At 70.6% G+C, this 10619-nt stretch carries 12 protein-coding genes and 1 pseudogene; 4 read left to right on the top strand and 9 right to left on the bottom strand.

What is annotated here, in order from left to right; translation table 11 throughout:
* The 3 genes and pseudogenes from ABZX75_RS13900 to ABZX75_RS13890 form a co-directional block, all read right to left on the bottom strand.
* Positions 1-58: pseudogene (locus ABZX75_RS13900) on the bottom strand (hypothetical protein); the annotation flags it as partial.
* A 138-nt stretch (positions 59-196) separates the two neighbouring features.
* Entirely contained in the window at positions 197-859 is a 663-nt protein-coding gene (locus tag ABZX75_RS13895; RefSeq protein WP_355410360.1) for a uridine kinase, read from the bottom strand.
* Positions 860-894: 35 nt separating this feature from the next.
* Positions 895-2097, bottom strand: coding sequence for a transposase (locus ABZX75_RS13890; protein WP_355410359.1), 1203 nt, complete (start codon positions 2095-2097; stop codon positions 895-897).
* A gap of 201 nt (positions 2098-2298) precedes the next feature.
* On the opposite strand from ABZX75_RS13890, the gene ABZX75_RS13885 reads away from it, so the two are divergent.
* Positions 2299-2655 carry a hypothetical protein gene (locus ABZX75_RS13885; protein WP_355410358.1) on the top strand — a complete coding sequence of 119 codons (357 nt, stop codon included), beginning with the start codon at positions 2299-2301 and terminating at the stop codon, positions 2653-2655.
* Positions 2656-2740: 85 nt separating this feature from the next.
* On the opposite strand, the gene ABZX75_RS13880 is transcribed toward ABZX75_RS13885, so the two are convergent.
* Genes ABZX75_RS13880 through deoC form a run of 3 tightly spaced genes read right to left on the bottom strand, consistent with a single transcriptional unit; the run spans position 2741 to position 6064 of the window.
* Positions 2741-3667 (bottom strand): aldehyde dehydrogenase family protein, encoded by a 927-nt coding sequence (locus ABZX75_RS13880; protein WP_355410357.1) that lies wholly within the window; start codon positions 3665-3667, stop codon positions 2741-2743.
* Positions 3660-5096, bottom strand: coding sequence for an aldehyde dehydrogenase family protein (locus ABZX75_RS13875; protein WP_355410356.1), 1437 nt, complete (start codon positions 5094-5096; stop codon positions 3660-3662). The genes ABZX75_RS13880 and ABZX75_RS13875 overlap by 8 nt, the downstream gene beginning before the upstream one ends.
* Positions 5097-5101: 5 nt before the next feature.
* On the bottom strand, positions 5102-6064 hold the full coding sequence (gene deoC / locus ABZX75_RS13870; protein ID WP_355410381.1) for a deoxyribose-phosphate aldolase: 963 nt from the start codon (positions 6062-6064) through the stop codon (positions 5102-5104).
* 275 nt (positions 6065-6339) lie between these two features.
* On the opposite strand from deoC, the gene ABZX75_RS13865 reads away from it, so the two are divergent.
* The 3 genes from ABZX75_RS13865 (at position 6340) to ABZX75_RS13855 (ending at position 7918) form a co-directional block, all read left to right on the top strand.
* Positions 6340-6978 carry a PH domain-containing protein gene (locus ABZX75_RS13865; protein WP_355410355.1) on the top strand — a complete coding sequence of 213 codons (639 nt, stop codon included), beginning with the start codon at positions 6340-6342 and terminating at the stop codon, positions 6976-6978.
* 99 nt (positions 6979-7077) lie between these two features.
* The gene (locus ABZX75_RS13860) at positions 7078-7650 is read left to right on the top strand and encodes a VanZ family protein (RefSeq protein WP_355410354.1); all 573 of its coding nucleotides are present in this window, start codon (positions 7078-7080) and stop codon (positions 7648-7650) included.
* A 67-nt stretch (positions 7651-7717) separates the two neighbouring features.
* Positions 7718-7918 (top strand): PspC domain-containing protein, encoded by a 201-nt coding sequence (locus ABZX75_RS13855; protein ID WP_355410353.1) that lies wholly within the window; start codon positions 7718-7720, stop codon positions 7916-7918.
* Positions 7919-7981: 63 nt separating this feature from the next.
* Here ABZX75_RS13855 and ABZX75_RS13850 read toward each other — a convergent pair whose 3' ends face one another.
* From ABZX75_RS13850 to ABZX75_RS13840, 3 genes are all read right to left on the bottom strand, one after another.
* Entirely contained in the window at positions 7982-8734 is a 753-nt protein-coding gene (locus tag ABZX75_RS13850; protein WP_355410352.1) for a hypothetical protein, read from the bottom strand.
* A gap of 152 nt (positions 8735-8886) precedes the next feature.
* Positions 8887-9153: a hypothetical protein gene (locus ABZX75_RS13845; protein WP_355410351.1), complete on the bottom strand. Its 267-nt coding sequence runs from the start codon at positions 9151-9153 to the stop codon at positions 8887-8889.
* A gap of 139 nt (positions 9154-9292) precedes the next feature.
* Entirely contained in the window at positions 9293-10441 is a 1149-nt protein-coding gene (locus ABZX75_RS13840) for an adenosine deaminase (protein ID WP_355410350.1), read from the bottom strand.
* Positions 10442-10619: the final 178 nt, after the last annotated feature.

The following is a 10619-nucleotide window of genomic DNA, read 5'->3' as shown; positions in this document are numbered from 1 at the left end:
CGGGCTGCCGGTGCAGGCCGTGGCGCAGTACGGGCATGGTGTTGGTCAGAGGACACAGGCCCAGGTCGCAGTCGAGGGCGCCGTCGAGGTCGGGCTTTTCGCATGCGGCGGCGGCGCCGAAGCCTCGAACGGGTGCGGAGGCCGAGGCGGGCGGCTGCCCCGGGGCGGCGGCGGAACCGCGGGCGGACCCGGGTGGCTACGCCGGGGCGGCGGCGGTGCGGTGGCGGCCCGCCGCGGCGGCGGCCAGGCGGCCCAGGGCCTCGTCACGGCCGCACGCGTGGGCGCCCAGCGCGGTGTGCCGGGCCACGATCCCCCGCTCCGCCCGCATCAGCCGCCAGCCCCTGCGCAGCAGGAACGGCACGGACTTGCGGCCCTCCCGCAGGTCCCGCGCCAGCCGTCGGCGGAAGGTCGTCGAGGGCCGGCCCCGCAGGCATATCGCGTCGGCCAGCAGTCCCAGCTCCTGGCAGCGCGCCGCGATGTCGGCGGCGAAGATCCCCTCCGCGATGAACAGCGGCGTCCGCGGGCCCCGTGAGATGTCCAGGGTCTCGGTGCCGGTCCGCGAGGACGTGGAGATGTCGTACACCGGCACCTCCGTCCGCCCGGCCGCGCACAGTTCGGCGATCGCGGCGACCGCCGCCCGCGCGTCCCAGGACCGTGGTGAGTCCCAGTCGATGTCGGAGCTGCCGGCGACCAGCGGGAGGGTGGGGTCGTCACCCTCCTTGTAGAAGTCGTCGAGGCGCAGCACGGGGAGCCCGGAGCGGGCGGCCAGCGAGGATTTTCCGGAGCCCGACGGACCGGTCAGCAGCACGACGCGGGTCGGAGAAGGAGAGGAACAGCTCACGGGACACCAGTTTGACATCCTCCCCCTCAGAAAGACAAAGGGGGATTCCTGGCTCACGCAGCCTGACGGACCGGCAGTCCGTCAGGTCTTCCACGATCAACGCCAGCCGGGTTGAGACCAGCCCGGACGAGCATCACGCGAGCGGAGTTCTTGTCTCTGGGTGAGACGGCTCCGCACGCGGTGCATGTGTAGGTACGTTCCGACAGCGGCAGTGCGTGCTTGGCTCTCGCTCCGCAGCGTCCGCAGTCCATGGTGGTGTGCGCCGGGTGCACCAGATGCACCGTGCGCTGGTACTTGCGAGCTATGTTGATCAGCTCATGCTTGGTGGTGGAAATCGCCGCGTCGGCGGCCTTGCGGGCCATGGTGGACTGGGCGAGGAACTTCGGCCGGAAGTCCTCCACAGCGAGCTGGTCGAATGCTGTCACGACGCGCTTGGCCCACTTGCGGGCGGTGTCCTGGCGCTGCCGGGCGATCCTCTTGTGGGCCTTCGCGGCCTGCCGCTTCGCCGTGCGGTAGCCCTTCGAGGCAGCCTGCCCCTTTTGGGGTTTCCGACGGGCCATCATCCGCTGATAACCGGCCAGCTTCCCGGCTGCCTTCCTCCCGTGCTCGGCGTGCGGGAGATCGTGGGCGTCGCTGGTCGTGGTCGCGGTCTCCTTCACACCCCAGTCGATACCGACCACTGCCCCGGTCGCGGGAAGCGGGCGGCTCTCGGCAGGGACGACGAAGGAGGCGTACCAGTGGCCGAGACTGTCGCGGTAGACACGTACGCTCGACGGGTCCGCGGGCAGCTCACGCGACCACACCACCGTCAGCGATATACCGCCGGCCAGGTACAAACGGCCGTCCTTCACCCGGAAATTACGACGTGTGTAGTTCAGCGTGGGATCAGCCGAATCCTTCTTCTTGAACCTCGGCATCCCCGCCCGCTGCCGCATCGGCAACCGCGCTTTGATGTCCTTCAACGCCTTGGCACGGGACTTGGCGAAGTCCCGGATGATCTGCTGCTGGGGCACGCTGCGTCCGGCGCGCAGCCACTCCTGCTTGCCACGCCAGCCGGTCAGCATCCTGTCCAGCCGCGCTGGCCCACACTTCTCCCCGGCCTGGTGCGCCGCCCGGGACTCGGCAACGCACTGGTTCCACACCCAGCGACACCGATCCCACTCAGTCAGCAAAGCCGATAACGCAGCGCCTGACACGCGCAGCCGGAAGGTGAACCGGGCGTACCCGGTTTCATCGGCTTCGGCTGGTGCCGTCATGACGCGAACATAGCGCCGGGATTCATCCCCCTTGCGCTGGTTGCCCAAGGATCTCCACGAACGAGTGACCCAACGCTTCACCGCCGAGAAAGGACCTCCGTTACCCCGCGCAGGCGATCCTCCGGATGGCTGGTTGGTATCCAGGATCACATGTCAACTACGCTGCGTGCGCACGCGACTACGACCACAGGCGGGATCCTCATGGCACGTCACGCAGCCCCCTCCAAGCCGAACCGGCTCCGCGCCGCAGGCCTGAGCGTCTCGATGGCCGGTGCGGCCCTGGCCATGGCCGCCGGCGGCGCGCAGGCCGGCGAACTCTCGGTCCCGGCGGCCCTGTCCGGGGTCACCGATCCCCTCGCGAACCTCAAGGTGAACCCGCTGGCCAACACCGGCGTGGACCCGCTGGACAACGGCGTCGCCACCAAGGTCGCGGACTTCCCCTCGCTCGGCACGGGCATGGTCACCGGCAGCCTGACCCGCGGCTCCTCGATCGGCGAGCTGCCCACCGCCACGGCGTCCTCGCTCCTGGGCCCGTTGCTCCCCGGCGGCGCGAAGTAGGCGGGAGCGGTACCGGACCGGGGCGGGTACGGAAAGGCCCCGGCAGCGCGGGGGACGCTGCCGGGGCCGGTTCCGTGGGGATCCTCTAGTACGAGGAGCCGCCCGCGCCCAGCGAACCCGTCGGGTGCCAGACCGTCTTGGTCTCCAGGAACGCCGTCATGCGCGACGTGCCCGGGTCCGCGAGCCAGTCGTCCACAGGCTGGGGACGCAGCACGCGCTTGAGGTTGTCGGCCGCGGCGATCTCCAGCTCCTTGGCCAGGGCCGCGTCGGCTCCGGCCAGGTCGATCGCGTTGACGTCCTGGTGGGACGCCAGGTGCGGGCCCATCTCGGCGGCCTTGCCGGACAGGATGTTGACCACGCCGCCGGGGAGGTCGGAGGTGGCGAGCACCTCGCCCAGGGAGAGGGCCGGCAGCGGGGCCTTCTCGCTCGCGATGACGACGGCGGTGTTGCCCGTCGCGATCACCGGGGCGACCACGGAGATCAGGCCGAGGAAGGACGACGCCTGCGGGGCGACGACCGTGACCACACCGGTGGGTTCGGGGGTGGAGAGGTTGAAGAACGGGCCCGCGACCGGGTTGGCTCCGCCCACGATCTGGCCGATCTTGTCGGTCCAGCCCGCGTACCAGACCCAGCGGTCGATGGCCGCGTCCACGACCGCCGCCGCCTTGGACTTGGACAGGCCCTCGGCCTCGCCGACCTCGCGGACGAACTGGTCCCTGCGGCCCTCCAGCATCTCGGCGATGCGGTAGAGGATCTGGCCGCGGTTGTACGCGGTCGCGCCGGACCAGCCGCCGAAGGCCTTGCGGGCGGCGACGACCGCGTCACGCGCGTCCTTGCGGGAGGACAGCGGGGCGTTGGCCAGCCACTTGCCCTTGCCCGCCGCGCCAGCGTCTGATGTTTTCGCCGTCACCTCGTACACCCGGCCGCTCTCGGATCGTGGGAACTTCCCGCCGATGTACAGCTTGTACGTCTTGAAGACGCTGAGACGCTGCTGTTCGGACTTGTCAGACATCGAGGTACGCCTCCAGGCCGTGGCGGCCGCCCTCGCGGCCGAAGCCCGACTCCTTGTAGCCGCCGAAGGGCGAGGTCGGGTCGAACTTGTTGAACGTGTTGGCCCAGACCACACCCGCACGGAGCTTGTTCGCCACCGCGAGGATGCGCGAGCCCTTCTCCGTCCAGATGCCGGCGGAGAGGCCGTACTGGGTGTTGTTGGCCTTGGCGACGGCCTCGTCGGGCGTACGGAAGGTCAGCACGGACAGGACCGGGCCGAAGATCTCGTCACGGGCGACGGTGTGCGCCTGGGTGACGTTCGTGAAGAGCGTCGGGGCGAACCAGTAGCCCGCGGACGGCAGCTCGCAGGCCGGGGACCAGCGCTCGGCGCCCTCGGCCTCGCCGGTCTCGGCGAGCGCCGTGATCCGGGCGAGCTGCTCGGCGGAGTTGATCGCGCCGATGTCGGTGTTCTTGTCGAGCGGGTCGCCCAGGCGCAGCGTGGACAGGCGGCGCTTGAGGGAATCGAGCAGCTCGTCGTGGATGGACTCCTGGACGAGGAGGCGCGAGCCGGCGCAGCAGACCTGGCCCTGGTTGAAGAAGATGCCGGTGACGATGCCTTCGACGGCCTGATCGATGGGGGCGTCGTCGAAGACGATGTTGGCGCCCTTGCCGCCCAGTTCCAGGGTGACCTTCTTGTCGGTACCGGCGACGGTACGGGCGATCTGCTTGCCCACCGCCGTCGATCCGGTGAAGGCGACCTTGTCGACGCCCGGGTGCCCGACGAGGGCCGCGCCCGCGTCCCCGTAACCGGTGAGGATGTTGACGACGCCCTTGGGCAGGCCGGCCTGACGGCAGATGTCCGCGAAGAAGAGCGCGGAGAGCGGCGTGGTCTCGGCCGGCTTCAGGACGACGGTGTTGCCGGTGGCGAGCGCCGGGGCGATCTTCCACGCGAGCATCAGCAGCGGGAAGTTCCACGGGATGACCTGGCCGGCGACGCCGAGCGGGCGGGGGCCGGCCCCGTACCCGGCGTGGTCGAGCTTGTCGGCCCAGCCCGCGTAGTAGAAGAAGTGCGCGGCGACTAGCGGGAGGTCCGCGTCGCGGGTCTCCTTGATCGGCTTGCCGTTGTCCAGGGTCTCCAGGACGGCCAGCTCGCGGCTGCGCTCCTGGATGATCCGGGCGATGCGGAAGAGGTACTTGGCGCGCTCGGAACCGGGCAGCGCGGACCACTTCTCGAAGGCCTTGCGGGCGGCCTTCACGGCGCGGTCGACGTCGGCGGCGCCCGCCCGGGCGACCTCGGCGAGGACCTCTTCGCTGCTGGGGCTGACGGTCTTGAAGACCTTGCCGTCGGCGGCGTCGGTGAACTCGCCGTCGATGAAGAGCCCGTAGGAGGGGGCGATGTCGACGACCGAGCGGGACTCGGGAGCCGGTGCGTATTCGAATACAGATGCCATGGTGATCAGTCCACCGTCACGTAGTCGGGACCGGAGTAACGGCCGGTGCTCAGCTTCTGGCGCTGCATCAGCAGGTCGTTGAGCAGGCTGGAGGCGCCGAAGCGGAACCAGTGGTTGCTCAGCCAGTCCTCGCCCACGGTCTCGTTGACCAGGACCAGGAACTTGATGGCGTCCTTGGTGGTGCGGATGCCGCCGGCCGGCTTCACGCCGATCTGGATTCCAGTCTGCGCGCGGAAGTCGCGTACGGCTTCGAGCATGAGCAGGGTGTTGGCCGGGGTGGCGTTGACCCCCACCTTGCCGGTCGACGTCTTGATGAAGTCGGCGCCCGCGAGCATGCCGATCCACGAGGCGCGGCGGATGTTGTCGTAGGTCGACAGCTCGCCGGTCTCGAAGATGACCTTGAGGCGGGCCGCGGTGCCGTCGGGGCGGACGCAGGCCTCCTTGACGGCCTTGATCAGCTCGTACGTGTCGAGGTAGCGGCCGGCGAGGAAGGCGCCACGGTCGATGACCATGTCGATCTCGTCGGCGCCGGCGGCGACGGCGTCCGCCGTGTCCGCGAGCTTGACGGGCAGGGCGGCGCGGCCGGCGGGGAACGCGGTGGCGACGGAGGCCACCTTGACGTCGGCGCCGTTCAGGGCCGCCTTGGCGGTGGCCACCATGTCGGGGTACACGCACACGGCGGCCGTCATCGGCGACGTGCGGTCGGTCGGATCGGGGTGGACGGCCTTGGCGGAGAGCGCCCGGACCTTGCCCGGGGTGTCCGCGCCTTCCAGCGTCGTCAGGTCGATCATCGAGATGGCAAGGTCGATGGCGTACGCCTTGGCCGTCGTCTTGATCGAGCGGGTGCCGAGGGAGGCCGCGCGGGCTTCCAGGCCGACGGCGTCGACGCCGGGCAGCCCGTGCAGGAAGCGGCGCAGCGCACTGTCGGACGTCGTCACGTCAGCGAATGCGGTGAGGGTGGTGGGCATGGTCACCACATGAGCATATCTACGCGCGTAGCGACCTGTCACCCCCCTCCTGGGATTCCGCTGCGGAATCGACACCTCCGCATGCTGGGCCGTCCGCGCGCCGGGCCGCTGGTACTCCGGCCGCTTGGGCCGGGGCCACCGCCCTCGCTGTACGCGGATCCGCGGGCCCGGGGCCGCACCCCAGCCGCGGCGCCGACCACGGACCGCGCCGGCCGACGGCACCCTCTCGTACGCCGGTCCCGTCCACCGGGACGACGTGGGGCAGAATCGACCGCATGAGCAGCCAGCAGCCCACCGATGAGCCCGTCTACGACGACCGGGTCTACCGCTCCTCCATGGCCGTCGTCACCGGAGTACTGCTGCTCGCGCTGATCGTGTGGCTCTGCGGGGACGCCGTGGTGCGCGGCTCGGGGAGCACCCCGTGGATCGCGCTCGCCGTCGCGCTGTTCGCGCTGCCGCTGACCGTGGCGTTCACGGTCCGCCCGGCCGTCTTCGCCAATGACGACCGGATGCGCGTACGGAACCCGTTCCGCGTGATCGAGCTGCCCTGGGCAGCCGTGGACGCGGTGCGCGCCGGGTACTCGGCGGAGGTCCTCGCCGAGGGGTCGAAGTACCAGCTCTGGGCCGTCCCCGTGTCGCTGCGCGAACGCAAGAAGGCGAGCCGCAAGCAGATCAGCCGCCGCGGCGGGCTCACCGGCCGGGGGCTGGCCGCGCCCGGGGCGCCGGCCGCCGAGCCGGCCGGGCCGCGGCGGGCCGGCGCGGACCGGGTGGTGGACGAGCTGCGGGAACTGGCCGAGCGCGGCGCCTCGCGGACCGGCGCCCAGGGAAGCGTGAGCGTGCACTGGTCGTACGAGATCATCGCGCCCGCCGCGGCCGGTGCGGTGCTCCTGATCGTGCTCCTCGCCACCCGCTGACCGTCCCCCGGCCGGGCTGCGGGCGTGCTGCGGGCGTGCTCCGCACCACACCCCCTCCGGGGCGGAACCGTGGCTGCCGGATGGTGCGTCTTCGCCGCTGTGCAGCGTCATGAGGCAGGCGGCAGCGCCGCCACCGCCATCCGATTCCGGGCCCGGCTCCTGGCCGGGGCCCTGCTGGCCGCTCATCTCCTCGTCGTCGGCTGGCTGACCCTGCGGCCCCTGGACATCCCCTGGGCAGCGGCCGCCAACCTGACGCCGCTGGAGGGGATCAGAGCGGACCTCGCCTACGGGCCGCTGGAGGCCGCCCGGCGGATCGGGGAGGGTCTGGCACTGCTCGCCCCGCTCGGGGTGCTGCTGCCGCTGGTGAGCGGGCGGCTCGCGCCGTCACCGCTGGCGGCCTGGTCGTCGCTGGCCCGGACCGCCGCCGCGGGCGTGCTGCTGTCGCTGAGCATCGAAATGCTCCAGACCGCCGTCCCGGGCCGTGTGGTCGATGTGGACTCGCTCCTGCTGAACACCGCCGGAATGGTGCTCGCGCACGTGGCCGTCGTACCGGCCCTGCGGGCCCGCCTGCGGCGTTCGCTCGCGGTTTCTCAGGGGCCCACCCCGAGAATTACCAGGGTCGGGCTCGGCCCCTGGACCGAGGTTCTTTCGGCGGTTCCGCGGGAGTATTGAGGCATCGCTCGCGGTGCTGGTTCGCCGAGTAGCGACCCGAAATCCAGCCCGAAACAAGGAGAATCCCATGAGCGCCCTTGTCCGCCCCCGTGACGGTCGTTGGATCGGCGGCGTCTGCGCCGGACTGGCGCGGCGTTTCGGAATGTCCGCCGGCACGATGCGCACCATATTCGTCGTCTCGTGCCTGCTGCCCGGTCCGCAGTTCCTGGTCTACCTGGCGTTGTGGCTGCTGCTGCCGAACGAGAAGTCCGCTTCGACCGCCTGGTGATCGCCGGATGACCGAGTGATCTCCGAGTGGTGACCGAGTGACGTCCGAGTGACGTCCGAGTGATCAGCGGGCCTGCCGGACCTTTTCCAGCTGCTTGTCCGCCACCTCCTGCGGCACCCGCGCCTTCTGCCCGGCCGCCGCGACATTGAGCGCCATCAGCCGTACGACGGTGGCGCCCTCGCGCACGACGACCAGGTGAACCTGCGCCGAGACGCCCTGGGCGGACGCGGTCGTGGTCCAGCTGACGCTCTCGTCGCCGGCGCTCTTGTACGAGGCGGGCCGCACGTCGCGGTAGCTGCCGGTCTGCTTCTCGACCGTGGCGGTGAATCCCGTACCGCAGGCGGGCACGGCGGCCTTGAGACGGTTGATCAGCGCCTTGGCGTCGCTCTCGGTGTAGGAGCTGACGGAGGCCGAGACGGCCAGTCCGACCTGCTTCTGGGAGCCGATGCCCCGGTTGACGGTCTCGCGGGCCGCCGGATCCGGCTTGTCACCCATGATGTCGGCCAGCGGCTGGCAGGCTTTGCGGTCGGCCTGCGGCTGGCCGTCCGGGGCGTTCGGGTTCTTGCCCTGGGCGGAGATCTGGTAGCCGGCCAGGTCGCCCTGTTCCAGCGCGGACCGCTCCAGCCGGGTCCCGCCGGCCTTCGGCGCGGCGGAGGCGGCCGGGGCGCCGGGCGCGCCTGGGGCGTGCCCCGCCGCCGACCCCTTGGGGTCCGGGGTCCTGCCTGCCGCGGGGGTGTCCGTACCGCCGCATCCCACTGTCGTGAGGAGCAGGGCGGGGAGGAGCGCGACCATCGTCGCTCGTGCCTTCATGCGCATGACCGAGACCTCATACCCCGTGCGTCGGCGGGCAGTTGGTGGTGATCGTGGCACACGGCGCGACGTGGCGCACACCTGGTCGAAGCGGTGTGCGCCACGCGTGCACGCGTACGAACCGCGTACGGATCGCGGCAGGGATCAAGCGGTACGGATCAAGCGCCGAGGCCGCTGGTCGGCAGACCGCCGAGCAGGCCGGTCACCGGGCCGAGGGCCGCGGCCGGGTCGCTCGCCTGGGTCTCGCCCTCCGCGGCGCCCACGCTCTGCTGGCTGGTAAGCGACTGCGTCGCACCGGTGACGGTGCTCAGCGCGTCGGTGACACCGATCGCGGGAACGGCGGCCGAGGCGCTCCCGGCGGCGACGGCGGCGAAGGCGGCACCGAGGGCGGCGACACCGAGGGTCTTGGCAGCTGACTGCTTCATGAAGAATTGTCCTTGCGACGGGGAATTGAGCGGCTCCGCAAACTAGTCACTTCAAACCCCCGCCCGCAAACATACTTAAATATGAGAAAGCGCCCGGGAATTGCCCCTCCCGGGCGCCTTCAGTCCGTCACGCCCCGGTCTAGGCCGAGACAGAACCGCTGGTCGAAGCGGTCTGCTGGAACAGCCACTGCGACTTCAGCTCCGCATAACCCGGCTTGATCACCTCGTTGATCATGGCCAGTCGTTCATCGAAAGGAATGAACGCGGACTTCATCGCATTGACGGTGAACCACTGCATGTCGTCGAGCGAGTAGCCGAAGGCCTCGACCAGGTGCTCGAACTCGCGGCTCATGCTGGTGCCGCTCATCAGCCGGTTGTCCGTGTTGACCGTGAGCCTGAAGTGCAGCTTCCGCAGCAGACCGATCGGGTGGTCGGCGTACGAGAGGGCCGCGCCCGTCTGCAGGTTCGAGGTGGGGCACATCTCCAGGGGGATGCGCTTGTCCCGTACGTACGAGGCCAGGCGGCCCAGCGTCACCGAGCCGTCGGCGGCGACCGCGATGTCGTCGATGATCTTCACACCGTGACCGAGGCGGTCGGCGCCGCACCACTGCAGGGCCTGCCAGATCGACGGCAGGCCGAAGGCCTCGCCGGCGTGGATGGTGAAGTGGTTGTTCTCGCGCTTGAGGTACTCGAAGGCGTCGAGGTGGCGGGTGGGAGGGAACCCGGCCTCGGCGCCGGCGATGTCGAAGCCGACCACTCCGTTGTCGCGGTAGCGGTTGGCCAGCTCCGCGATCTCCAGCGCGCGGGCGGCGTGGCGCATCGCGGTGAGCAGGGCGCCGATGCGGATGCGGTGGCCGCCCGCCTTCGCGCGGCGCTCGCCCTCGCGGAAGCCGTCGTTCACTGCCTCGACGACCTCTTCGAGGGTCAGGCCGGCTTCCAGGTGCTGCTCGGGGGCGTAGCGGATCTCGGCGTACACCACGCCGTCCTCGGCCAGGTCCTCGGCGCACTCGGCGGCGACCCGGAAGAGGGCCGCCTTCGTCTGCATGACGGCGCAGGTGTGCGCGAACGTCTCCAGATAGCGCGGGAGGGAGCCGGAGTCGGCGGCTTCCCGGAACCAGATGCCGAGCTTGTCGGCGTCGGTCTCGGGGAGGTTCTCGTAGCCGGCGTCGCGGGCCAGCTCGATAATGGTCCCGGGGCGCAGTCCACCGTCGAGGTGATCGTGCAGGAGCACCTTCGGGGCGCGGCGGATCTGATCCGGGGTCGGCAGGTTGGAGGTCTCGCTCGTCATCTGGGCACTCTAGCTCCTACGCGCGTAGAGCACCGTCTCCACGGCGGGTCGATATCCAACGTTGACCTCCGGCCCCTCGCGGGCGGCGGCCTCGTGCCCTGCCGTCCGTGGCCGGACTCCGTTCAAAGAAGTCCGTTCAGGGCCGGGCCGGAAGCCGGTGACCCCTGCAAAAATCAGC

It is taken from the genome of Streptomyces sp. NPDC003038 (assembly GCF_040611115.1).
In the GTDB taxonomy this organism is placed as follows: domain Bacteria; phylum Actinomycetota; class Actinomycetes; order Streptomycetales; family Streptomycetaceae; genus Streptomyces.
Note: the sequence above shows the minus strand (reverse complement) of the source record. Positions and strands in the feature narration are given on the sequence as shown.

Coding starts and splice junctions, on each gene's coding strand:
- ABZX75_RS13865 (WP_355410355.1), top strand. CDS start 6,340: ATGAGCAGCCAGCAGCCCACCGATGAGCCCGTCTACGACGACCGGGTC.
- ABZX75_RS13875 (WP_355410356.1), bottom strand. CDS start 5,096: ATGGCATCTGTATTCGAATACGCACCGGCTCCCGAGTCCCGCTCGGTC.
- deoC (WP_355410381.1), bottom strand. CDS start 6,064: ATGCCCACCACCCTCACCGCATTCGCTGACGTGACGACGTCCGACAGT.
- ABZX75_RS13840 (WP_355410350.1), bottom strand. CDS start 10,441: ATGACGAGCGAGACCTCCAACCTGCCGACCCCGGATCAGATCCGCCGC.
- ABZX75_RS13890 (WP_355410359.1), bottom strand. CDS start 2,097: ATGACGGCACCAGCCGAAGCCGATGAAACCGGGTACGCCCGGTTCACC.
- ABZX75_RS13850 (WP_355410352.1), bottom strand. CDS start 8,734: ATGCGCATGAAGGCACGAGCGACGATGGTCGCGCTCCTCCCCGCCCTG.
- ABZX75_RS13845 (WP_355410351.1), bottom strand. CDS start 9,153: ATGAAGCAGTCAGCTGCCAAGACCCTCGGTGTCGCCGCCCTCGGTGCC.
- ABZX75_RS13885 (WP_355410358.1), top strand. CDS start 2,299: ATGGCACGTCACGCAGCCCCCTCCAAGCCGAACCGGCTCCGCGCCGCA.
- ABZX75_RS13880 (WP_355410357.1), bottom strand. CDS start 3,667: ATGTCTGACAAGTCCGAACAGCAGCGTCTCAGCGTCTTCAAGACGTAC.
- ABZX75_RS13895 (WP_355410360.1), bottom strand. CDS start 859: ATGTCAAACTGGTGTCCCGTGAGCTGTTCCTCTCCTTCTCCGACCCGC.
- ABZX75_RS13855 (WP_355410353.1), top strand. CDS start 7,718: ATGAGCGCCCTTGTCCGCCCCCGTGACGGTCGTTGGATCGGCGGCGTC.